At 68.0% G+C, this 22,128-nt stretch carries 20 protein-coding genes; 9 read left to right on the top strand and 11 right to left on the bottom strand.

Annotation, left to right across the window (positions count from 1 at the left end; all coding sequences use genetic code 11):
• The 6 genes from ACOJTB_RS16895 to ACOJTB_RS16870 form a co-directional block, all read right to left on the bottom strand.
• The coding region (locus ACOJTB_RS16895; protein WP_420103689.1) for a 6,7-dimethyl-8-ribityllumazine synthase at positions 1 to 365 on the bottom strand (365 nt) is incomplete at its 3' end.
• A gap of 183 nt (positions 366 to 548) precedes the next feature.
• Positions 549 to 1,196 (bottom strand): riboflavin synthase, encoded by a 648-nt coding sequence (locus tag ACOJTB_RS16890; protein ID WP_420103688.1) that lies wholly within the window; start codon positions 1,194 to 1,196, stop codon positions 549 to 551.
• The gene (gene ribD / locus ACOJTB_RS16885) at positions 1,196 to 2,326 is read right to left on the bottom strand and encodes a bifunctional diaminohydroxyphosphoribosylaminopyrimidine deaminase/5-amino-6-(5-phosphoribosylamino)uracil reductase RibD (RefSeq protein ID WP_420103687.1); all 1,131 of its coding nucleotides are present in this window, start codon (positions 2,324 to 2,326) and stop codon (positions 1,196 to 1,198) included. The genes ACOJTB_RS16890 and ribD overlap by 1 nt, the downstream gene beginning before the upstream one ends.
• The gene (nrdR, locus tag ACOJTB_RS16880; RefSeq protein ID WP_420103686.1) at positions 2,319 to 2,810 is read right to left on the bottom strand and encodes a transcriptional regulator NrdR; all 492 of its coding nucleotides are present in this window, start codon (positions 2,808 to 2,810) and stop codon (positions 2,319 to 2,321) included. Before nrdR ends, ribD begins: the two co-directional genes overlap by 8 nt.
• A 40-nt stretch (positions 2,811 to 2,850) precedes the next feature.
• On the bottom strand, positions 2,851 to 4,149 hold the full coding sequence (gene glyA, locus ACOJTB_RS16875; RefSeq protein ID WP_420103685.1) for a serine hydroxymethyltransferase: 1,299 nt from the start codon (positions 4,147 to 4,149) through the stop codon (positions 2,851 to 2,853).
• Positions 4,150 to 4,250: 101 nt separating this feature from the next.
• Positions 4,251 to 4,781: a hypothetical protein gene (locus ACOJTB_RS16870; protein ID WP_420103684.1), complete on the bottom strand. Its 531-nt coding sequence runs from the start codon at positions 4,779 to 4,781 to the stop codon at positions 4,251 to 4,253.
• Between the two features lie 286 nt (positions 4,782 to 5,067).
• Between ACOJTB_RS16870 and ACOJTB_RS16865 the strand changes: the two genes are divergently transcribed.
• From ACOJTB_RS16865 to ACOJTB_RS16835, 7 genes are all read left to right on the top strand, one after another.
• Complete coding sequence (locus ACOJTB_RS16865; protein ID WP_420103683.1) at positions 5,068 to 6,324, top strand: class I SAM-dependent methyltransferase; 1,257 nt, start codon at positions 5,068 to 5,070, stop codon at positions 6,322 to 6,324.
• 56 nt (positions 6,325 to 6,380) lie between these two features.
• A complete protein-coding gene (locus ACOJTB_RS16860; protein WP_420103682.1) occupies positions 6,381 to 7,721 on the top strand; it encodes a branched-chain amino acid ABC transporter permease in 1,341 nt (446 codons plus the stop codon).
• Between the two features lie 15 nt (positions 7,722 to 7,736).
• The gene (locus tag ACOJTB_RS16855) at positions 7,737 to 9,005 is read left to right on the top strand and encodes a threonine ammonia-lyase (protein WP_420103681.1); all 1,269 of its coding nucleotides are present in this window, start codon (positions 7,737 to 7,739) and stop codon (positions 9,003 to 9,005) included.
• A 54-nt stretch (positions 9,006 to 9,059) separates the two neighbouring features.
• Positions 9,060 to 9,539, top strand: a complete 480-nt coding sequence (locus ACOJTB_RS16850; RefSeq protein ID WP_420103680.1) for an RDD family protein — start codon at positions 9,060 to 9,062, stop codon at positions 9,537 to 9,539.
• A gap of 94 nt (positions 9,540 to 9,633) precedes the next feature.
• On the top strand, positions 9,634 to 10,410 hold the full coding sequence (locus ACOJTB_RS16845) for an arginyltransferase (protein ID WP_420103679.1): 777 nt from the start codon (positions 9,634 to 9,636) through the stop codon (positions 10,408 to 10,410).
• A 107-nt stretch (positions 10,411 to 10,517) separates the two neighbouring features.
• The gene (locus tag ACOJTB_RS16840) at positions 10,518 to 11,543 is read left to right on the top strand and encodes a DUF2336 domain-containing protein (protein WP_420103678.1); all 1,026 of its coding nucleotides are present in this window, start codon (positions 10,518 to 10,520) and stop codon (positions 11,541 to 11,543) included.
• An 86-nt stretch (positions 11,544 to 11,629) separates the two neighbouring features.
• Positions 11,630 to 12,229: a hypothetical protein gene (locus ACOJTB_RS16835; protein ID WP_420103677.1), complete on the top strand. Its 600-nt coding sequence runs from the start codon at positions 11,630 to 11,632 to the stop codon at positions 12,227 to 12,229.
• A 150-nt stretch (positions 12,230 to 12,379) separates the two neighbouring features.
• Here ACOJTB_RS16835 and parC read toward each other — a convergent pair whose 3' ends face one another.
• The 5 genes from parC to ACOJTB_RS16810 all read right to left on the bottom strand — a co-directional run bounded on the left by parC (position 12,380) and on the right by ACOJTB_RS16810 (position 20,095).
• Positions 12,380 to 14,626, bottom strand: coding sequence for a DNA topoisomerase IV subunit A (parC, locus tag ACOJTB_RS16830; RefSeq protein ID WP_420103676.1), 2,247 nt, complete (start codon positions 14,624 to 14,626; stop codon positions 12,380 to 12,382).
• Between the two features lie 118 nt (positions 14,627 to 14,744).
• Positions 14,745 to 15,488 (bottom strand): DNA repair protein RecO, encoded by a 744-nt coding sequence (gene recO / locus ACOJTB_RS16825; RefSeq protein WP_420103675.1) that lies wholly within the window; start codon positions 15,486 to 15,488, stop codon positions 14,745 to 14,747.
• Positions 15,489 to 15,494: 6 nt separating this feature from the next.
• Complete coding sequence (locus ACOJTB_RS16820; RefSeq protein ID WP_420103690.1) at positions 15,495 to 17,708, bottom strand: RelA/SpoT family protein; 2,214 nt, start codon at positions 17,706 to 17,708, stop codon at positions 15,495 to 15,497.
• Positions 17,709 to 17,876: 168 nt separating this feature from the next.
• Positions 17,877 to 18,275 carry a DNA-directed RNA polymerase subunit omega gene (gene rpoZ / locus ACOJTB_RS16815; RefSeq protein WP_420103674.1) on the bottom strand — a complete coding sequence of 133 codons (399 nt, stop codon included), beginning with the start codon at positions 18,273 to 18,275 and terminating at the stop codon, positions 17,877 to 17,879.
• A gap of 101 nt (positions 18,276 to 18,376) precedes the next feature.
• Complete coding sequence (locus tag ACOJTB_RS16810) at positions 18,377 to 20,095, bottom strand: ATP-binding protein (RefSeq protein ID WP_420103673.1); 1,719 nt, start codon at positions 20,093 to 20,095, stop codon at positions 18,377 to 18,379.
• A 266-nt stretch (positions 20,096 to 20,361) separates the two neighbouring features.
• Between ACOJTB_RS16810 and ACOJTB_RS16805 the strand changes: the two genes are divergently transcribed.
• Together ACOJTB_RS16805 and ACOJTB_RS16800 are read left to right on the top strand one after the other, a co-directional pair.
• Complete coding sequence (locus ACOJTB_RS16805) at positions 20,362 to 21,108, top strand: pyridoxine 5'-phosphate synthase (RefSeq protein ID WP_420103672.1); 747 nt, start codon at positions 20,362 to 20,364, stop codon at positions 21,106 to 21,108.
• 57 nt (positions 21,109 to 21,165) lie between these two features.
• Positions 21,166 to 22,128 (top strand): 3-phosphoshikimate 1-carboxyvinyltransferase (locus tag ACOJTB_RS16800; RefSeq protein ID WP_420103671.1); only part of this gene is annotated, 963 nt, incomplete at its 3' end.

Raw genomic sequence — 22,128 nt, 5'->3', positions numbered from 1 at the left:
AGCGGCAGGGCGAAGGCGACCGACAGATCCATCAGCGCGCGCGAGCTTTCGCCGGCGACGATATCGTAATGGCCGGTCTCGCCGCGGATGACCGTCCCGAGCGCGACCACGGCCTCGTAGGGATCGACCGACTCGTCGGCGGCGCGCAACCCGATGACGATGGTCGCCGGAATCTCCAGCGCGCCGGGCACGGTGACGACATCGACGCGGCAGCCGGCCTTCTCCAGTACGGCGGTGGCCCCGGCCAGCAGTTCATCGGCCAGCTTGTCGTAGAAGCGCGCCTCGACCACGAGCACGCGCGCGCCCTCGATGTCGAGCGCGGGAGTTGCGGCCTCGTCGGCCGAGATCTGCCGGGGTCCGGCCATGGTTCTTGTCCTTAGATCGAGCAGTCGATTTAACGCGGAGTCGATCGCGCCGTCATCCCGGCCGGAGCGAAAGCGCAGAGCCGGGATCCATGCCTGAACTTCACCGGGGACGCTCAGGCATGGATCCCGGGTCGCCCTGCGGTCGCCCGGGATGACGGCGCGGATCGTGATAAGGGCGACGATCTACCCCTGCGGACGCGCCTCCGCAAGCCGCGCGGCGTAGCGGGCCATCAGATCGACCTCCAGATGGATCGGATCGCCCTCCTTGCGGTCGCCCCAGGTCGTCACCGCCAGCGAATGCGGGATCAGCAGCACGGTGAAAACGTCGCCCTCGACGCCGTTGACCGTGAGCGAGGTGCCGTCGAGGCATACCGAGCCTTTCGTCGCGACGAAGCGCATCAGCTCCTGCGGCGCGCGCAGGAAGAAGCGCGCCGTCGCGCCCCAGGGCTCGTCCGGATCGGGCGCGATCGGCTCGATGCGGACGATGGTGGCGATGCCGTCGACATGGCCGGTGACGAGATGGCCGCCGAGTTCGTCGCCCACCTTCAGCGAGCGCTCGAGATTGATCCGCGTGCCGGGCTCCCAGTTGGCGACGCTGGTCTTGGCCAGGGTCTCGGCCGCGGCCTCGACCTGGAAGACGCAGCCCGGCCCGCCATCGGTCCGGTCGCGCAGCGCCGTGACGGTGAGGCAGACGCCGGCGCAGGCGATCGAGGCACCAAGCTCGATGCCCTTCGGCTCATAGGGGCAGGCGATGGCGAGGCGCTTCAGGTTCGGCCCCTTGCGCTGCGCCTCCACGATCTCGCCGATGGCGGTGACGATGCCGGTGAACATCAGCCTCTCCTCACGAAATGCTCGAAGCGGTCGTCGCCGATCAGCTCGGTCTCCGCAAGGCGATAGAGATCGGGGCTGGCCAGCATCCGCGCAAGGTCGGGCCGAACGGCGACGATGCCCGTCTCCCCCAGGGCCCGAGCCGAGGTCGAGACGACGATTTCGTCGGCAAGGCCGGCGAGCGCCAGCTTCTCCCCGATGCGAGGCCCGCCCTCCGAGAAGACGCGGGTGATGCCGCGCGTGCCGAGCAGCGTCAGCGCCGCCGCGAGATCGAGATGGCCGTCGGCACCGGCGGCGACGCGCATCACCTCGACGCCGGCATCGACCAGAGCGAGTTCCGGCTCGATGGGCGCGGTCTCGGCGGCGATCACCCAGACAGGCACCTGCCGGGCCGTGCGCGCCAGCCGCGAGCCGGGCGGCAGCTTGAGATGGCTGTCCAGGATCACGCGCACCGGCGAGCGCGCCTCCAGCCCGGGAATGCGGACCGTGAGCTGCGGATCATCCGCCAGCACCGACCCGATGCCGAGCATGATCGCGTCATGATGCGCGCGCTGCCGATGGACCCAGAGCATCGCTTCGTCCGACGACACCTTGATCGGCGTCCCGCCGGGGCCGCCGGCATAGCCGTCCGCCGTGCGGGCGATCTTGAAGGTGACCATCGGCCGGCCCTGCGTGATGCGCAGCACATGGCCGCGATGGGCGCGCTGCGCTTCCTCCTCCATCACGCCGGTGACGACCTCCAGCCCCGCCGAGCGCAGCAGCGCATGGCCGAGGCCGGCGATGAAGGGGTTGGGATCGGCCATCGCCGAGACGACGCGACGGACGCCGGAGAGGATGGTGTGTTCGACGCAAGGGATGCCGCCACGCACCGAGCGATGCGAGCAGGGCTCGAGCGTGACATAGAGCGTCCCGCCCATCGCGGCAGTGCCCGCCTCGGCGAAGGCCTGAGCCTCGCCATGGGGCCGGCCGCCTGGCTGCGTCACGCCGCGGCCGACGATCACCGGGCCCGTTTCCGTCTCGCGGGTGACGATGGCGCCGACCGAGGGGTTGGGCCAGGTCGCTCCCAGATGGGTGGCGCCGTGGCGCAGCGCCTCGGCCATGAAATGCCGGTCGACCGCGTCCTGGTCAGTCATCGCTGCCGGTCGGCGCCGAGCCGGCGCCCTCCTCCACGGCGCCGAGCTGGCCGAGCAGCTCCTCGAAATCCTTCGCTTCGCGGAAGTTCTTATAGACCGAGGCGAAGCGGACATAGGCGACGTCGTCGAGGCCCTTCAGCCCCTCCATCACCAGTTCGCCGATGGTGGAACTGGCGATCTCCGCCTCACCCGAGCTTTCGAGTTGCCTGACGATGCCGTTGACCATGCGCTCGGTTCGCTCCGGCGCCACCGGGCGCTTGCGCAGGGCGTGTGCGATCGAGGTCTCGAGCTTGTCCCGGTCGAAGGGCGTGCGACGGCCCGAGCGCTTCACCACCGTCAGTTCGCGCAGCTGCACCCGCTCGAAGGTGGTGAAGCGGCCGCCGCAATCGGGGCAGACGCGGCGACGGCGGATCGAGGCCGAATCCTCGGTCGGCCTGGAATCCTTCACCTGCGTGTCGAGGGAGCCGCAATAGGGACAGCGCATGCCGCTTCGCCAGCCTTTCTCACCACCCTCGAAAGCGCGCTCAATAGATCGGGAAGCGCCCCGTCAGCGCCTTGACCTTGGCGGTCACGGCCTGCTCGTTCGCGGCGTTGCCCTCCTCGCCATGGGCGGCGAGGCCGTCCAGCACTTCCGCGATCAGCTCGCCGACCTGCTTGAATTCGGCGATACCGAAGCCGCGCGAGGTGGCCGCTGGCGTGCCTAGGCGGACGCCCGAGGTCGTCATCGGCTTTTCGGGGTCGAAGGGAATGCCGTTCTTGTTGCAGGTGATGTGGGCGCGGCCGAGCGCGGCTTCCGCCGCCTTGCCGGTCAGCTTCTTGGAACGCAAATCCACCAGCATCAGATGGTTGTCGGTGCCGCCGGTCACGAGGTCGAAGCCCTTCGACTTCAGCGTCTCGGCCAGCGCCTTGGCGTTGGCCACGACGGCATGGGCATAGGTCTTGAACTGCGGCTGCAAGGCCTCCTGGAAGGCGACGGCCTTGGCGGCGATGACATGCATCAGCGGGCCGCCCTGGATGCCGGGGAAGATCGCCGAGTTGAACTTCTTGGCCAGCGCTTCGTCATTGGTCAGGATCATGCCGCCGCGCGGGCCGCGCAGGGTCTTGTGCGTGGTCGTGGTCGCGACATGGGCGTGCGGGAACGGCGAGGGATGCGCGCCGCCCGCGACGAGCCCCGCGAAATGGGCCATGTCGACCAGGAGATAGGCGCCGACCTTGTCGCAGATCTCGCGGAAGCGGGCGAAATCCCAGTGGCGGGCATAGGCCGAGCCGCCGGCGACGATGACCTTGGGCTTGTTCTCGACGGCGAGGCGCTCCAGCGCGTCGTAGTCGATCAGCTGGTCGGCGACGCAGACGCCGTAGGACACGACGTTGAACCACTTGCCCGACTGGTTGACCGGGGCGCCGTGGGTCAGATGCCCGCCCGCGGCGAGATCGAGGCCCATGAAGGTGTCGCCGGGCTGCATCAGCGCCATGAACACGCCCTGATTGGCCTGGCTGCCGGAATTGGGCTGCACATTGGCGAAGGAGCAGCCGAACAGGCGGCAGGCGCGCTCGATCGCAAGCTTCTCTGCGAGATCGACGAACTGGCAGCCGCCATAATACCGCCGGCCGGGATAGCCCTCGGCGTATTTGTTGGTCATGACCGAGCCCTGCGCTTCCAGCACGGCGCGCGAGACGATGTTCTCCGAGGCGATGAGTTCGATCTCGTCGCGCTGGCGACCGAGCTCGAGCTCGATGGAGCGGGCGATCTCGGGATCGACATCGCCCAGGGAGGCGCCGAAGAAGGCGTTCGAGAGGTGCTTGTCCAGCGCGGCTTCGGTCATGTCCGGCTCCTAGTGGAAAGGCTCGCGGCTCGCGGCCCGTCGCGGCGTCCCTATCATGGGGGACCGGGCTGTCAAAGCCGTGAATCGCCGCAGCGGCGGGATCAGCCGGAACCGGTCGGACAGTTCGCGGGTTGCCCATTGAGCCCCTGGCGGCGCTTCTCGAAGACAGCGTTCGCGCGACCATCGGCGCGGGTGATCCTGACGATGAAGATGCTGTCGAAATCATCACCTCGCCAGCGCGGGACGCCGGTCTCGTCGCCCCCATTGTCGCGCAGAAGGCCGCGGGCGAGCTTCACGAGCTGCTTGTGTTCCCAGGCGACTAGGACCGTCCCGCCGGCCAGCGCGGGCGCCGCCAGCGCCTGCTCGAGCGGGTCGATCTGCTTGTAACGGAAGCGCGTATCGACTTGGATGTTCAGGCTCTTCGCCAGCGGCTCAACGGTCTGAAGAGGGCGCCGGTAATGATACTTCACACCATCGTCCTTCTTCAGGCCACCCGGGTCGGGCGCGAAGATCGCGTCGGGGCGGCCGAACTCGCGGATGATGACCGCGGGCAATGCGGCAGCGCGGTTGAGGCCACTGCAATCGAGCCGCCCCTCCCCGCCGGGCGGCTTCTCCGCATGGCGGATCAGCACGATGGTCTGCGTCTTGGCAGCGGCTCAGACCGAACCGCACAGTAGCTGGCCGGCAGTCAGGATCGCGATGCCGAAGGACCTCATGGTTCTCATGTCCGCTTTGCCGCGTGTCGCGTCGCGCCGAATTCACCACGATCAGTTCGTCGCACGACATTGCGTTCCATTTTCCGCGACAACCGTCTAGACCGGAAGCGACCGGCGGCACCGGCTCTGGATGCGGCCAGCCTCGGCCCTCGGCGGACATGCGGGTTCGCCCGGGTTGCGGGCGGGGCGCGAGGTCACATCGATGGAACGGCTCCTGCGAGCGATCCTGTCGCAGCTCGTCGAGCGCGGCAGCCTGCGCGTTACCCTGCCTGACGGCTCCAGCTTCCTCTGCGGCGACGGCACGGGCACGCCCGTCGCGATACGCCTCACCGACAACCGCGCCGTCTTCGGCCTGGTCGCCGACCCGGAGATGCAGCTCGGCGAGTTGTTCATGAACCGCCGGCTGATCGTCGAGCAGGGCACGATCTACGATTTTCTCGCCCTCGTGCTGGCCGGTGCGCGCGGCCAGGCGGCGCCGTGGTGGGAGCGCCTGCTCGATCAGGGCCGTTACCTGATGCGCCATCTCACGACGCTGAACACGAAGGGCCGCTCGCGCAGCAACGTGGCGCATCACTATGATCTCGACGACCGGCTCTACGCCCTGTTCCTCGATGCGGACTGGCAATATTCCTGCGCCTATTTCGAGCGGCCGGACCAGTCGCTCGACGAGGCCCAGCTCGCCAAGAAGCGCCACATCGTCGCCAAGCTCGCGGTCGAACCGCATCACCGCGTGCTCGATATCGGCTGCGGCTGGGGCGGGATGTGCCTTTATCTCACGCGGACCGCCGGCGTGCGCGAAGCCTATGGCGTCACCCTCTCGAAGGAGCAGCTGGAGGTCGCCCAGCGGCGCGCTGCCGAGGCGGGCCTGGCAGAGCGCGTGGGTTTCGGCCTTCAGGATTATCGCGATGTCCAGGGCCGCTTCGACCGCATCGTCTCCGTCGGCATGTTCGAGCATATCGGGGCACGTTTCTTCCAGACCTATTTCGAGACCTGCCACCGGCTGCTCGACGAGAACGGCGTGATGCTGCTGCACACGATCGGCTGCTCGGACGGGCCGAACCATCCCAATCCCTGGCTCAACCGCTACATCTTTCCGGGCGGGTACCTGCCTTCGCTGTCCGAGATGCTGCCGGCGATCGAGAAGGCCGGGCTCATCGTCACCGACATCGAGGTGCTGCGGCTTCATTACGCCAAGACGCTGCAGCACTGGCGCGAGCGTTTCATGGCCCAGCGGGACGAGGCGCTGGCGCTCTATGACGAACGCTTCTGCCTGATGTGGGAGTTCTATCTGGCGATGAGCCAGACGGCTTTCGAATATCAGGACGTCGTCGTGTTCCAGCTCCAGCTCGTGAAACGCCAGGAGGCGGTGCCGCTGACGCGCGACTATATCGCAGAGCGTGAGGCCGGCTTGCGCGAAGCCGAGCGCGTGGCGGGCGCACAGCCCAGAGCGCAGGGCTGAGCCCGCCCCCCCGCAGGTTCCAAAGCCTCGCCTGCGGCGGTAGGCTGCCAAGGCCCATGCGCCGTCTCCTGCTGCCTGTCCTGGCTCTCATGCTCGCCGCCCTCGGCGGCTGCGGGAGCGATTTCGACACCGACCAGACGCGGATCTGCCGGCAGGCGATCCCGCCGCTCAACCAGGACGGCGCCGCCATCGAGATCGAGCGCGTCGCCCAGGGCCCGTTTCCGCGGGCGCTGCGGATCTACTACCTCGTCCAGATCGGCAGCGGCATCGCCCGGCAACGCAGCATCGACTGCCTGTTCGGCGCGCAGGAGAGCGGACTCGGTAGGCCAAGGCTGATCGGCATCGCCTCGGATGGGCGGCCGATCCCCGAGGCGAGCTTCTACTTCCTGCGTCGCTTCTATCTGGAGGATCGGGCGGAGCCGCCGCCGGATCCCGCTTTCAGCCCCCATTCCGAGCTGCCCGTCCTTTCGCCGATGGCCGCTTACGGGCTGCAGCAGGGATTGAGCGCCCTGCCCTCGGCCGCGATCTATACACTGCTCGCGGCGGCCTATGCTCTGGTCTACGGGCTGACCGGGCGGATCGTCCTGTGTTTCGGCGAATTCGCGGCGCTGGGGGCGCTCGCTTCCGTGGTCGGGGTCGCGGCTCTGCTGTCGCTCTCGCTCTCGACCCCGCTCTCGGCGCTCGTCGCGGCCTTCGCCGTGGCGATCCTGGTCTGCGCGCTGCACGGCTTCGTCCTCGGCCGGGCGGTGCTGAGGCGGCTGGAGGGCGCGAGCGGCCAACAGGTGGTGATCGCCACGATCGGCCTCGCGATCGGGCTGTCCGAATATCTGCGCCTGATGCAGGGCCCGCAATTGCGCTGGCTGCCGCCGGTGTTCAACACCCCGGTTCCCCTGGCGCGGTCGGGCGGCTTCGTCGTGACACTGAATCCGGTTGCGACGGGGCTGGCGGCGCTGGGGCTCGGCTGCGCCCTGCTGCTCGTGCTGGCGATCCGGCACAGCGCCTATGGGCGGGCGTGGCGGGCGGTGGCGCAGGATGCCCGGACCGCCGCATTGTACGGCGTGGATGCGCGCGCCGTGCGCGACATCGCGGTGATTCTCGCCTGCGCGCTCTGCGGCGTGGCGGGTGTCGTGGTCACGGTGATCTATGGCGGCATGGGCTTCGCCGGCGGCTTCTCGTTCGGGCTCAAGGCTCTGGTCGGGGCCGTTCTGGGCGGCATCGGCTCGGTGCCGGGGGCTGCGCTGGGAGGTCTCGTGATCGCGCTGTTCGAAGCCGGATGGTCGGCCGCCTTTCCGATCGAGCAGCGGGATCTGGCGGTCTATCTGCTGCTGGCGATCGTGCTGATCTGGCGGCCGGGCGGCTTCTTCGGCGATCGCGAATTGACGCCGCGCCAGGTTTGACCCCAGCTTGACGGCATGCACGACACCCTGCCCCGTCCCACCGCCGAAAGCTTGGCGATCACGCCCGAGGATATCGATGCCGCCGCCCGGCGGATCGAGGGCCATGTGCTGCGCACGCCGCTTGTGCCCGCGCCGCGCCTGTCGGAATTGACCGGCGCCACGGTGCTGGTGAAGCACGAGAACATGCAGGCCACGGCCTCCTTCAAGGAGCGCGGCGCGGTCAACAAGCTGCTGACGCTGAGCGATGAGGAACGCGCCAGAGGCGTGATCGCGATGTCGGCGGGCAATCATGCCCAGGCCGTCGCCTATCACGCCAGCCGCTTCGGCATCCCCGCCACTATCGTGATGCCGGAGACGACACCGCTGGTGAAGGTGGAGAACACCCGGGCCCATGGTGCGCGGGTGGTCCTGCATGGCGAGACGCTCTCCGAATCGGCGCAGAGGGCGCATGAGATCGCCGGCAGCGAGGGTCTGGTCTTCGTCCACCCCTATGACGATGCGGCGGTGATGGCCGGCCAGGGCACGGCGGCGCGCGAAATGCTCGCCGATGCGCCCGATCTCGACGTGCTGATCATCCCGCTCGGCGGGGGCGGGCTGATGGCGGGCAACGCCGTCGCGGCCAAGGCGGTCAAGCCGGGCATCGAGCTGATCGGCGTCGAGGCGGAGCTCTATGCATCCTTCTCGAACGCCATCCGGGGAGAGGACCGGACGATCGGCGGCGCCACGCTGGCCGAAGGCATCGCCGTGAAGACGGTGGGGCGGATGACGCTGCCGATCGTCGCGGCCCTCGTCTCCGACATCGTGCTCGTCGGCGAGGATCTCATCGAGCGGGCGGTGAACGCCTATGCCTGCCTCCAGCACACGCTGGCGGAGGGCGCCGGCGCGGCCGGCCTCGCCGCCATGCTGAAGGAGCCGGGGCGCTATGCCGGGCGCAAGGTCGGGCTCGTTCTGTGCGGCGGCAACATCGACACGCGCCTGCTGGCCGCCATCATGGTGCGCGAGCTGGAGCGGGAGGACCGGATCATCGCCTTTCGCCTCACCACCAGCGACCGGCCGGGGCTGCTGGGCAAGGTCGCGAGCCTGCTGGGCAGCGAGGGCGCCAATATTCTCGAGGTCAGTCATGGCCGGCTGTTCCTCGACGTGCCGGCCAAGGGCGTGACGCTGGACGTGACGGTGGAGACCCGCGGGGAGGCGCATTCGCGCGCGATCGAGCAGGCGCTGGCGGAAAACGGCTTCGCGCCGCGCCGCATTCTGCCACGCGGCCTTGCGGAACCGTCCCTCTGATCAAACATTGTCGGTGCGGCCGCACTTTCGCGGCGCCACGGAGATGATCATTCGATGAGCGACACGCGCTTCGGCGCTCCCCAGCAGCCCATTTCGGCCCTGGATGTGCGCCCCTACCAGAACACCAGCGGCGTGCTCGGCTCGCGGCTCTTCGCCTGGATCATCGACATCGTCGTGCTGTTCTTCCTCGGCTGGCTGGTTTTCTTCCTTCTGCTCGTGCTGGGCGTCGTCACGTTCGGCGCGACCTGGTTCCTGATCCCGGCCGCGACGGTGGCGACGGCGCTCGGCTATGCGGCGCTGACGATCGGCGGGCGCAAGCAGTCCACCTGGGGCATGCGCGTGGCGGGTCTGAAGGTCGAGACCGCGACCGGCGGCCGCCCCGACGGCATCGTCGCGGCGGTGCACGCGCTGTTCTTCTATGTCGCGGCCGGCACGGTGGCGCTCTGGCTGCTCGACATCGGCTGCGGCCTGTTCCGCTCGGACCGGCGCCTCGGCCATGATCTGCTGACCGGGCTCGTCGTCGTCAGGGCCTGACGGGCGGGCCCTGAGCGAAGACTCATCGCCACGCTTGTTGGCGCCGCGGCGAGTGCTACAGTGCCGCGGCGCAGCTGTGCCGGAGTCCGTCGACGTGACGCGCCCATTGCGGGACGCCCCGCAATTCTACCTCACCTCCCCGACCGCCTGCCCCTATCTGCCGGGGCGAGAGGAGCGGAAGGTCTTCACGCATCTGGTCGGCCCGCGCGCGCCGGACCTCAACAATGTGCTCTCGCAGGGCGGGTTTCGCCGTTCCCAGAGCATCGCCTACCGGCCGGCCTGCGAGACCTGCCGGGCCTGCGTCTCGGTGCGCGTGCCGGTGGAAGGCTTCCGGCTCTCGCGCGGCTTCCGCAAGGTGCTGGCCCATAACCACGACCTCATCGGCGAGTTGCGGCCGAACCAGCCCAAATCCGAGCATTATTCGCTCTTTCGTTCCTATCTCGACATTCGCCATCCCGATGGCGGCATGGCGACGATGTCGGCGCTCGATTTCGCGATGATGATCGAGGACAGCCATGTCGAGACGAGCCTGATCGAATACCGCCGGCGCGGCCCCGATTCGGGGTTCACCGGGCGCGGACAGGGCGACCTCTTCGCCATGGCGCTGACCGACACGCTCAATGACGGCCTCTCCATGGTCTATTCCGTCTATGATCCCGGGCTGGAGTCGCGGTCCCTGGGCACCTTCATGGTGCTGGACCATATCGAGCGGGCCCGGCGGCTGGGGCTGCCTTACGTCTATCTCGGCTATTGGGTCGAGGGCTCGCCGAAGATGGACTACAAATCACGCTTCCTGCCGCAGGAGCGGCTGATGCCGCAGGGCTGGGAACGGTTCGACGGCCGCTCTTCAGTCGGCAGCGGAGAAAATTAACCAAGCAGGCGGGGACTTGGCGGTGCCGGGGGTCGGTGCCGCTGCCTTAAGAGTAAATCAAGCCGAGATCGGCCAAGGTTCGCGGAGCTTATCGCCTGGGGACCATCATGCTGCGCAACCTGACCCGGATGCAGGCCGACATGTCGTCGGATTCGCGCCGTCAGCTGCTCAATGCGGTGACCGACCTGTTCCTGCTCGACCACGACCCGAACGAGGCGAGCAAGGAGCATTACGGCAATATCGCGGTGACCTCGCTGGCCCATCTCAGCGATGACGACCGCAAGGGCTACGCCGATCGGGTCGCCAGCGCGCCGACACTGCCGCGTAATGTCGCGGTCTCGCTCGGCGGCGATTCCAATGCCGAGGTCGCCCAGCTCGTGCTGCGGCTCTCGCCGGTCCTCACCGATACCGACCTCGCCGCCATCGCGGTCAGCCAGTCGCAGCAGCACCTGGCGGCCATTGCCGAGCGGGCGCGCCTTTCGGAAAGCGTGACCGACATTCTCGTCGAGCGCGGCGACCATACCGTTCTCTCCACCGTGAGTTCGAACGAGGGCGCGGCGTTTTCGGACAAGGGCTTCGACCGGCTGCTGGAGCGCAGCGACGGCGATGCCGCCATCGCGGGGAACCTCGCCCGGCGCTCCGATCTGGCGCCCCAGCGCGCCCAGCGCGTGCTGCGCATCGTCGAGCAGCTGGCGGAGGGGGGCTCTTCCTCGCGCGGCATGCCGACAGAGAACACCTCGCTGGCCCGGCAGGCGCGCCAGCAGCGCCTCGAGGTGAAGCTGCTGCTGGCCGATCTCGCCGCCAAGGTGCGCGAGACGGACGATGTGCTCACCATGCTCGCCGAAGAGGACCGCGCCTATCATCTCGCGCAGGTTCTGGCGCAGATCGCCGAGATCACCGTCGAGCAGGGGCTGCGCGTGCTGATGCAACGCGATGCCAGCGGCATCGCCGTGACCTGCCGGTCGCTTGGCGTCGGCCGGCAGGCTTTCCGCGCCATCCTGCAATTGCGGGCGCGTCGGCTCTATTTCTCGCACAACATGGTCGAGGACGATCTGGAAGCCTATGCAAAGCTCGACGCCGCGACGGCGGACCGCACGCTGCGCTTCCTGAAGCTGCGCACCAAGATCGCCTGACGCAGCCCGGAAGCCATAAATCGGCGACATTTGCGGCCATTGATGCTAGCCTGTCTCGGACGGATCGGCGCGAGGATGGCTGCAAGGTGAGATTTCCGGTTGCTTTCGCCGCGATCTGCGCTGGCGGCCTGCTGACAGGCGGCGCCGCCCGAGCGCAGAGCCTGCTGCCGATGAGCGGCTTTGCCACCCTGCCCTCCTTCGCCTGGGACCAGCCCTCTCTGACGCCGAAATGGGAAGGCTCCTACGCCCGCATCTCCTCGGGCTTCCAGGTCACCAGCGGCAAGCATATCCGCACCAGCGCCGGCCCGACGATCGGGCTCGAAGCGGGGACGCTGCGGCGCGAGGGCAATTTCGTCTACGGTATCGTCGGTGCGATCGACTATGCGCCCGCCATCGGCGGCTATGGCACGCCCAGCTTCGGGAACGTCGCCTATACCCGCGACGTCGTCGGTGCCTTCCAGATCAAGGCCGGCGTGCTGGCGACACCCGATGTGCTGCTCTACACCAGCGTGGGCATGAGCGCGGGCAACGAGACCTGGCGCTACGGCGCGACACCCTTCTCCAGCCCCTTCAGCCGCAGCGAGATCGCCGCCCGCCCCGAGGCGCGCGCCGGCGTCGAATGGCAGGTGACGGACAAGCTGAAGGTCGGGCTGGAAGTCGGCTTCGTCGGCCAGCAGATCCGCTGAGAGTGTGATTCAGGCCGTTGCGGGGCTGATTCCGGTTTCGCCAGCAAGACCTTGATCCGGCGTGGTTTCCGGGCTCGGCCCGGAAACGACCGTCCCGAAAAGCTCAGCCACGACCTGCTCGGGGCAAGCCCGGGCCTGATCCTGCCGCTGTCACCCACCGAACCGGTTGTTCTTGGGAAAGCCCTTGGGCGGCAGGCGGCCGGCTTCGGCGCGATGGCCGAGCCATTCCAGCAGATCGGCCTGCGACACGGTCCAGGTCCGGCCCGAGGTGTCGAGCCAGGTCAGCCCGTCGGCGAGGGTGAAGGTCTTGGCGTCGCTGACGCCGCCATCCTTGTAGCGCTGCAGGCGCACGCCCTTGCCGCGCCCCATCTCCGCGACCTCCGAGAGCGGGAAGCAGAGCAGCTTGCGGTTCTGACCGACGATCGCGACATGGTCGCCTTCGGCCGGCGTCGCCAGCAGCGCGACATGGGGGCTGTCGACATTCAGTACCTGGCGCCCCTTGCGGGTGTTGGCGACCACGTCGTCGGCCGGGACGACGAAGCCCCGGCCCTCGGTGGTCACCATCAGCAGCTTCATGCCCGGCTTGTAGGGGAAGGCCTGGATGATCTCGGCCGTCTCCTCCAGCTCGATCATCAGGCGGATCGGATCGCCGAAGCCGCGCCCGCCCGGCAGCTTGGACGCATCGAGCGTGAAGACCTTGCCGTTGGAGGCGAGCACCAGCACCTTCGCGGTCGTCTCGGTGAAGAAGGCCGTCTGCAGCGCGTCGTCGCCCTTGAACGAGAAGCTCGACTTGTCCTGCACATGGCCCTTGAGCGCGCGGATCCAGCCCTTCTTCGAGATCACGACCGTGATCGGCTCGCGCTCGACCATCGCCTGAGTCAGGTCGATATCGGCGGTGTCGGGCATGTCGGCGAAGGTCGTGCGGCGCTTGCCGATCGCGGTTTCGGGGCCAAACGCCTTCTTCACCTGGCGGATGTCCCAGGCGATGGTCTTCCACTGCGTCGCCTCCGAGGCGAGCAGCTCCTCGATCTGGCCCTTTTCCTTGGTGAGCTCGTCGAGTTCGGTCTTGAGCTGCATCTCCTCGAGCTTGCGCAAGGCGCGCAGGCGGGTGTCGAGGATGGCGTTGGCCTGGATCTCGGTCAGCTCGAACACGCGCATCAGCTCGAGCTTCGGCTCGTCCTCCTCGCGGATGATCTTGATCACCCGGTCGAGGTCCAGATAGACGATCAGCAGGCCGCGCAGGATCTCCAGCCGCTTATCGATCTGGCCGAGGCGGAAGCGCGAGCGCCGCTGCAGCACCTCGCGGCGATGGTCCAGCCAAGCGCGAAGCGCCTCGGCAAGGCCCAGCACGCGCGGCACCAGCCCGCCGGTCAGCACGTTCATGTTCATCGGAATGCGCGCTTCCAGCTCGGAGAGCCGGAAGAGCGATTCCATCATCAGGTTGGGGTCGACGTTGCGGGCCCGCGGCTCGATGACGATGCGGATGTCCTCGGCCGATTCATCGCGCAGATCCGCGACCAGCGGCAGCTTCTTGTCGTTGAGCAGCTCGGCGATCTTCTCGATCAGCCGGCCCTTGGAGACCATGTAGGGGATCTCGGTCACGACGACCTGCCAGGCACCGCGCTCCAGATCCTCCTTCACCCAGCGGGCACGGGTGCGGAAGGCGCCGCGGCCGGTGCGGTAGGTCTCCGCCATCGAGGCGCGGGTTTCGACGATGATGCCGCCGGTCGGAAAATCGGGGCCCGGCACGAAGGTCATCAGCTTCTCGGAGGGCGTGTCCGGGTGCTGGATCAGATAGAGCGCGGCGTCGCAGAGTTCGGCGGCGTTGTGCGGCGGGATGGAGGTCGCCATGCCGACCGCGATCCCCTGAGAGCCATTGGCGAGCAGGTTCGGGAAGGCGGCGGGAAGCACGACGGGCTCCTCGTCCTCGCCATTATAGGTTTCGCGGAAATCGACCGCGTCCTCGTCGATGCCGTCGAGCAGCAGGCGCGCGACCTCGGTCATGCGCGCTTCGGTGTAGCGATAGGCGGCGGCGTTATCGCCGTCGATATTGCCGAAATTGCCCTGTCCGTCGACGAGCGGATAGCGCTGGGCGAAATCCTGCGCGAGGCGCACCAGCGCATCGTAGACCGACTGGTCGCCATGCGGGTGGAACTTGCCGATCACGTCGCCGACGATGCGGGCGCATTTCTTGTGGACCTGGCCGGGATCGAGCCGGAGCAGCCGCATCGCGTGCAGGATGCGGCGGTGGACGGGCTTCAACCCGTCGCGCGCATCCGGCAGGGCCCGGTGCCTGATGGTCGAAAGCGCATAGGCGAGATAGCGCTCCTCGAGCGCCGATTTCAGATCGATGCGCTCGGATTCGTCCTCCGGCGGCGGATCGACCGGTTTGCCCATTCTACATCAGCCCTGTTGCCCGAATTCGCGCGGCTTCTATGGCACAGCGCGAATCGCCCCGCCAGAACGATGCCGCTGCGACCCTGCTCGCGCAAATGTCGCAGCGCCGGAAACGCGATCAAGCGGTGGATGATTCGCTGCTTCGGCCGGCAAGCTCGATCAGCCGCTCCCGCTCCGGCGGTTCGCGCAGGCCTCGCGGCTCCCAAATGTGGCGGCGCAGGAAGAAGCCGGTCAGGGCGAAGCCGGCGAGAATGTCGGCGGCGGAGGGCGCGCGGCCGCCCTGCCCTTCGGACAAGAAGGCCGGCAGCGTCAGCAATCGGTCGAGATAGGGCTGTGCGGCCGGGCGGCTGACCGCCTTGCCGGATTTGGGCGAGACATGGCTGAGCTCGTCGGTGGAGCCGGTCGCGGCGCAGCGGGTGAGATCGAGCCCGAAGCCGAGTTCGCCCAGCATCGCCAGCTCGAACCGCACGATCAGCGCCGGCGCCAAGGCCGGCTCGTCGAGATGGGAGACCAGCAGCGCGAGGCCCTCATAGAGCCCGGGATGGGGGTCGCGCTCGGGCAGCAGCCGCAGCAGCCCGGCCAAGGTGCCGAGCCCATAGAGCGCGACGGGCGCCGCCATCAGCCGCGCCGCATGCGAGGTCAGCAACTCCACCTTGTATTCCCCGAGATGCTCGTCGAGTCGCGCCCGCCAGACCAGCGAAACGGCATTGCCAGGCTGCAGCGCCGGCTGCGCCTTCTGCGAGCGCCCGCCACGGACGCGCCCAAGATGCCGGCCGTGATCGCGCGTCATCACCTCCAGGATCACGGCACTTTCGCCGTGAGCCTTCAGGCCGATGATCGTGCCCTCGTCGGTCCATTCCACGCCCGGTTATCCCAGCACGCGCTCCACCCGGCTGATCTGCCGCTTCTCGCGCAATTCGCTGATGATCGCGGAGAGGTGCTTCAGGTCCCAGACGCTGAGGTCGATGGTGACGTCGGTGAAGTCCGGATTCGGCCGGTGCATGTGGACGGCGTCGATATTGCCGTCATGCTCGGCGATGGTGGTCGTCACCTGCGCAAGCGAGCCGGGCTCGTTCAGCGATTTCAACGCGATCCGTGCCGGGAAGCGCTGCGGCACCTTGTCGTCCAGATCCCAGCGCACATCGAGCCAGCGATCGGGCTCGTTGTCGAAGGCGGCGAGCGCGGGCGACTGGATCGGATAGATCGTCACCCCCTCGCCCGGTGCGAGAATGCCGACGATGCGATCGCCGGGCACGGCGCCGCCCTCCGGCGAGAAGCGCACGGGCAGGTCGCGGCCGAGGCCGCGGATCGGGATGGCATCGGTGCCGGGCTCGCCGGGCAGCTTGAATTTCAGGTTGTCGCCGGTGCCCAGTTCGAACCAACCCTTGCCGGGCGCGGCCCCGGCCGGGCGCGGCTCGCCGCCGGCGGCGCGCTTTTCCGGCTCCATGTCCGGATAAACGGCGCGGACCACGTCGCCGGAATACATCTCGCCGCGCCCCACGGCGGCGAGCACGTCGTCCACCGTATTGCGGGCGAGGCGCTTCAGCGCCGCCTTCAGCTTGTCGTCGGTGAAGACGCGCTCCGCCCGGGAGAAGGCGCGCTCCAGAATCTGGCGTCCGAGCCCGGCATATTGCCGGCGGACGGCGGCGCGGGTGGCGCGCCGGATCGCGGCCCTCGCCTTGCCGGTCACCACCAGCGAGTCCCAGGCGGCGGGCGGCGCCTGCCCCTCGGCGCGGGTGATCTCGACCTCGTCGCCGTTCTGCAATTCGGTCAGCAGCGGCGCGATGCGCCCGTTGATCTTGGCGCCGACCGCGCTGTTGCCGACATCGGTGTGAACGGCATAGGCGAAGTCGATCGGCGTGGCCCCGCGCGGCAGGGCGATGAGCCGGCCTTTTGGCGTGAAGCAGAAGACCTGGTCGTGGAAGAGCTCGAGCTTGGTGTGCTCCAGGAATTCCTCGGGGCTGTCGCCCTCGGCCAGCAGGTCGACCGTGCGGCGAAGCCATTGATAGGCGCGACTCTCGTCGGAGAGCAGGATCGGCTCGCCCGGCTTGCCGTCCTTGTAATGTGCATGGGCGGCGATGCCGTATTCGGCGATGCGGTCCATCGCATCGGTGCGGATCTGCAGTTCCACGCGGCTATGGCCGGGGCCGACCACTGTCGTGTGGATCGAGCGGTAATCGTTCTGCTTGGGCGTCGAGATGTAGTCCTTGTAGCGGCCGGGGACCATCGGCCAGGTCATGTGGACGATGCCGAGCACGCGGTAGCAATCCTCAGGCTCCTCGACGATGACGCGGAAGCCGAAGATGTCGGACAGCTGCTCGAAAGAGACGGATTTGCGCTCCATCTTCTTCCAAATCGAATAGGGGCGCTTTCGCCGGCCGGACACGTCCGCCGCGATCCCGCGGGCGGCGAGCTTCTCGCGCAGATCGAGTTCGATCGCGCCGATCACGGCTCCCTCCCGCTCCGTCACCTCCTCAAGCCGCTTGGTGACGGTCTCGTGCGCTTCCGGCTTGATATGGCGGAAGGCCAGCTCTTCCAGCTCCTCGCGCAGCTCCTGCATGCCCATGCGGCCCGCGAGCGGGGCGTAGATCTCCAGCGTCTCCTCGGCGATGCGCAGCCGCTTTTCCGGCGGCACGAAATGCAGGGTGCGCATGTTGTGCAGCCGGTCGGCGAGCTTCACCAGCAGCACGCGGATGTCATCGACGATGGCAAGCAGGAGCTTGCGGAAATTCTCGCCCTGCGCCGCCTTCTTGGAGACGAGATCGAGCTTCTTGATCTTGGTGAGCCCGTCGACCAGCCGGCGAATCTCCGCGCCGAAGAGATTCTCGATCTCCTCCAGCGTCGCCGCCGTGTCCTCCACCGTGTCGTGCAGAACGGCGGCGACGATGGTGGCGTCGTCGAGCTTGAGATCGGTCAGGATCGCCGCGACTTCGAGTGGATGGGCGAAAAACGGGTCACCGGAGGCGCGCTTCTGCGTTCCATGCGCCCGCATGGCGTAGACATAGGCCCGGTTCAGCAGGTCTTCGTCGGTATTGGGATTATAGCTCCTGACCCGGTCAACGAGCTCGTATTGCCGCATCATGCCCATGCGGGCCCAGCCTCATCCGTCAGATCACGCAAAGAAGGGATTATCGGCGCCGGATCGGGCGGCGGCAAGGCGTTTCGCGGAGGCCCGACATGAAAAAGCCCGGCGATGCCGGGCTTTAGCGTCGTAAAGTGAAGGAAGCGCGAAGGCCCGCGGGCCGGGCGATCAATCCTCGTCGTCGGCGCTCTGGGTCGGCGGCACGAGGCCGTCGAGGCCACGCAGCAGGTCTTCCTCGCTCATGCGATCGAACTGGACCTCGCTGTCCGAGCCGCCGGCGGCGGCGGTGCTGGCCGGGTTGGCGAGCAGCGGCACGGTTTCCGGCTCGGGCTCGTCCACCTCGACATGCTTCTGCAGCGAGTGGATCAGATCTTCCTTCAGATCCTCGGGCTTGAGCTTCTCGTCGGCGATCTCGCGCAGTGCCACGACGGGGTTCTTGTCGTTGTCGCGGTTGACGAGGATCTGCGAGCCGGACCCGATCATGCGGGCGCGATGGCTGGCGAGCAGGACGAGTTCGAAGCGGTTCTCGACCTTGTCGATGCAGTCTTCAACGGTAACGCGAGCCATGGCGGCTCCTTCCGATCTCGGCGATGCAGGGAAATGGATTGCGCAGGGCCATACAGCCTCGGCGCTTCCAATGCAAGAATATCGCGGGGCGGAGCGCCTCGTCAGGCGCGGATGCGCCGCACCAGATCGTCCAGCGTCGGCTCGAAGCGCGGCCCGTCCTCGACCGCCTTGCGGCTGCCCATGGCCGGGAGTTCGTGCGGCTGCAGCGCGGAGAAGCGCATGCGCATCGTGGTCGCGACGCCCTCGCCGAAGGCGATCGCCTCGCGGTTGCCGATCGCGGCCAGGAAGGCGATCGTGCTCGCAGAAGCGTCCGAGATCGCCGAGCGAATGATCTGCTGGTCCTTTTCGTTGGCGAGGCGCATGGCGAAGATCGTCGAGCATTGCGACAGGATCGTCGGGTCGAGTTCGCCCGGCCGCTGCGTCACCACGCCGAGATAGCAGCCGTATTTACGGCCCTCCTTGGCGATCCGCGCGATCGCCTGGCGCGTCGGGGCAAAGCCGAGTTTGGGGTCGCTCGGCACGTAGCGATGCGCCTCCTCGCAGAGCACCAAGACCTCCATCGCGCCCTGGCTCGCCACCGCGATGTCGAAGGCAAGGCGCGAGAGCACCGAGGCCACGGCGTTGACCACCTCGCCCGGCAGGCCGCCGAGCTGGAAGGCGGTGATCGGGCGGCCATGCAGCGGCACGCGGAAGATCTGGCCGAGGATCGGCGCCATGGATTCGTGCATGGCGGCGCGGCCGAACATGAACCGATAGCGCGGATCGGCATGCAGCGCCTCGAGCCGCACCCGCAGGGAGCGCAGGGCGTGACGCGGCCAACGCTGCTCGTGCAGGCCGATCATCTCGTCGATGGCGGCGAATACATCCTTCAAGCGGAACGGCGTCGTCGAATCCTGTCCCTGATTGGCCGTGCCGGTATCGGCGCTGGCGGCGCGCGGGCCACCTCCATCGAGCGGGCGCTTCAGGAGAGAGGACCCGAGATCACGCGCCAGATCGCCGGCGACGGGAGCCCGGTAACGGGCCCGCGCCTGCGTCACGGCCTCGCGCAGGATATCAGGCTCGTCATCCAGCGCCGCCCGGCCGCGGAAGACGACGTCGGCCAGTTCGTCCTGCTTGAACATCCAGACCGGCAGGTCGAGCGCGTCGCCATCGATCGTCAGCGCCAGATCGGGAAAGGCGCTGGCATATTCGTTATGCGGGTCGAGAATAAGCACGCGCAGCCGCGGCCGCACCGAGACCGCCTTGCGCAGGAGCAGGGAGACCGCGCTCGATTTGCCGACGCCGGTGGTGCCCAGCACGGCGAAATGGCGCGAGAGCATTCCCTCGACATCGACCATCGCATCGATGCTCGCATCCTGCGTGATCTGGCCGATCACAACGCCCTTGCGGCCGCCGAGATCGTAGACCATCGCCAGATCGGCGGCGCGGATGCGGTGGGCGATGGCGCCGATCGGCGGGTATTCGCTGATGCCGCTCTGGAATCGCGTGGGAGCATGCGGCCGCTCGACCACTTCTCCCAGGAACTCGACCTCGATGCGGATGGCGTTCTCGGCTTCATCGTTCCAGGCGGTCTGCACCGCGTGCACCTTGTAGACCAGCGCGACGATGCGGGTGCGGCCGAGATTGATCGAAACCAGCTTGCCGATCGACCAGGCGTCCGATGCCAGCCAGTTGCCGATCGAGACCGTGCTGAGAATCGTGGCGCGCGAGCCGTCGCAGCCGATGACACGGCCGATGACGCGGTCCGGCGGCTGCTCGGAGGATCGCCTGTCATTGACGACATCGGCGACGAAATTGCCCGCGTTGACAGCAAGCTGCATCGCTGTTCCCATTTTGAAAAGGCGCAGCCGATCTCACAGAAGAGCGGTTACGATTGCTTTGATCCGAGCATTCCGCTGCGATCGGGGTTAGCAAATCGTCAAGACGTGTCACACGGCATGGCCGTCATTCCCTTACGTCATATCCAGATTCCGGATGGGCTGCCATGAGCTCAGGGGCGATTGAGCCGGGGGCCCGGCTTGGTCTATGACCGGCCCCATATCGAACTGGGCCGGCTCGCTTCAGCCTGCGCCCCCGGAGAAGTGACATGGCCGAGCGGCTGCGCCTGGGCGTCAATATCGATCACGTCGCCACCGTGCGGAACGCGCGGGGCGGTGCGGCGCCCGATCCGGTGCGGGCCGCACAACTCGCCGTGGCGGCCGGTGCCGACGGCATTACCGCCCATCTGCGCGAGGATCGCCGCCATATTCGCGACGCGGATATGGAGCGGCTTGCCCGCGAACTCACGCGGCCGCTCAATTTCGAGATGGGCGCGACGGAGGAGATGATCGCATTGGCCGAACGTCTGAAGCCGCATGCGGCCTGCCTCGTACCGGAAAAGCGCGAGGAACGGACGACCGAAGGGGGCCTCGACGTCGTGGGCCAGCGCGACCAGCTGGTGCCGAAAATCGCCCGGCTGAAGGCGGCCGGCTGCCGCGTATCCCTCTTCATCGAGCCCGACGAGGCGCCGATCGCGATGGCGGCGGAGCTCGGCGCGCCGGTCGTCGAGCTGCACACCGGCAGCTGGTGCGAGGCGCTCACCCATGGCGAGACTGACGCTGCGGAGGCGCAGTTTGCCCGGCTGGCCCGCGGCGCTGCCCATGCGGCCGCCCTTGGACTCGAGGTCCATGCCGGTCATGGGCTCGATTTCGACAGCGCGCGCCGACTTGCCGGCGTGCCGGAGTTTGTCGAATTCAACATCGGGCATTTCCTGATCGGCGAGGCGATCTTCACCGGATTGGACGCCGCCATCGGCCGGATGCGTGCGGCCATGGACGAGGGTCGCGGGCTGTGATGCACCTTTGCCGCCCGGCCGCGCCCCCTCGTTCCCGTTCCTGACGAGGCTCGCAGGATGACCGACACTCCTCTCAAGGCCCTGACCATCATCCCGCCTCGGGAGCCGCTGCGCGGGCGCGTGATGCCGCCCGGGTCGAAATCCATCACCAACCGGGCGCTGTTGCTGGCCGCGCTGGCCAAGGGCACCAGTCGGCTGACCGGCGCGCTGAAGAGCGACGACACGCTCTATATGGCGCAGGCGCTGCGGGCGATGGGCGTCACCGTCTCGGAGCCCGACGACACCAGCTTCGTCGTCACCGGCGACGGCCGGCTGCATGCGCCGCAGGCCCCGCTTTTCCTGGGCAATGCCGGCACCGCGACCCGGTTCCTGACGGCAGCGGCGGCGCTGGTCGAGGGAACGGTCGTGGTCGACGGCGATGCGCATATGCGCAAGCGCCCGATCCAGCCGCTGGTCGAGGCGCTCCAGCGGCTCGGCGTCGATGCGTCCACCGAGACGGGCTGCCCGCCCGTCACCATCCGCGGCGGCGGCTTTGCCGGCGGCACGGTCGAGATCGATGGCGGCCTCTCGAGCCAGTATGTCTCGGCGCTGCTCATGCTCGGGGCCTGCGGCAGCGAGGCGATGACCGTAGCCCTGGCGGGGGACGCGATCGGCGCGCGCGGCTATGTCGATCTCACCGTCGCCGCGATGGCCGCCTTCGGCGCGCAGGTCGAGAGCCGGGGCGCCTCGCGCTGGACCATCGCGCCGACAGGCTACCATGCCACCGATTTCGTGATCGAGCCCGATGCCTCGGCGGCGACCTATCTGTGGGCGGCGGAGGTTCTGACCGGCGGCGCGATCGATCTGGGCGTGCCGGCCGAGGCCTTCACCCAGCCCGATGCGAAGGCCTATGAGCTGATCGCGCGCTATCCGAACCTGCCGGAGACGATCGACGGCTCTCAGATGCAGGATGCGGTGCCGACGCTCTCCGTGCTGGCCGCGTTCAACAACCGGCCGGTGCGTTTCACGGGCATCGCCAAT

Source organism: Allobosea sp., assembly GCF_048595345.1.
Lineage (GTDB): Bacteria > Pseudomonadota > Alphaproteobacteria > Rhizobiales > Beijerinckiaceae > Allobosea.
The sequence above is the reverse complement of the archived record's forward strand: the minus strand, read 5'-3'. Positions and strand labels throughout refer to the sequence as shown.

Coding starts and splice junctions, on each gene's coding strand:
- ACOJTB_RS16865 (WP_420103683.1), top strand. CDS start 5,068: ATGGAACGGCTCCTGCGAGCGATCCTGTCGCAGCTCGTCGAGCGCGGC.
- ACOJTB_RS16890 (WP_420103688.1), bottom strand. CDS start 1,196: ATGTTCACCGGCATCGTCACCGCCATCGGCGAGATCGTGGAGGCGCAG.
- glyA (WP_420103685.1), bottom strand. CDS start 4,149: ATGACCGAAGCCGCGCTGGACAAGCACCTCTCGAACGCCTTCTTCGGC.
- ACOJTB_RS16850 (WP_420103680.1), top strand. CDS start 9,060: ATGAGCGACACGCGCTTCGGCGCTCCCCAGCAGCCCATTTCGGCCCTG.
- ACOJTB_RS16860 (WP_420103682.1), top strand. CDS start 6,381: ATGCGCCGTCTCCTGCTGCCTGTCCTGGCTCTCATGCTCGCCGCCCTC.
- ACOJTB_RS16810 (WP_420103673.1), bottom strand. CDS start 20,095: ATGCAGCTTGCTGTCAACGCGGGCAATTTCGTCGCCGATGTCGTCAAT.
- rpoZ (WP_420103674.1), bottom strand. CDS start 18,275: ATGGCTCGCGTTACCGTTGAAGACTGCATCGACAAGGTCGAGAACCGC.
- parC (WP_420103676.1), bottom strand. CDS start 14,626: ATGGGCAAACCGGTCGATCCGCCGCCGGAGGACGAATCCGAGCGCATC.
- ACOJTB_RS16805 (WP_420103672.1), top strand. CDS start 20,362: ATGGCCGAGCGGCTGCGCCTGGGCGTCAATATCGATCACGTCGCCACC.
- ACOJTB_RS16855 (WP_420103681.1), top strand. CDS start 7,737: ATGCACGACACCCTGCCCCGTCCCACCGCCGAAAGCTTGGCGATCACG.
- ACOJTB_RS16820 (WP_420103690.1), bottom strand. CDS start 17,708: ATGATGCGGCAATACGAGCTCGTTGACCGGGTCAGGAGCTATAATCCC.
- ribD (WP_420103687.1), bottom strand. CDS start 2,326: ATGACTGACCAGGACGCGGTCGACCGGCATTTCATGGCCGAGGCGCTG.
- ACOJTB_RS16840 (WP_420103678.1), top strand. CDS start 10,518: ATGCTGCGCAACCTGACCCGGATGCAGGCCGACATGTCGTCGGATTCG.
- nrdR (WP_420103686.1), bottom strand. CDS start 2,810: ATGCGCTGTCCCTATTGCGGCTCCCTCGACACGCAGGTGAAGGATTCC.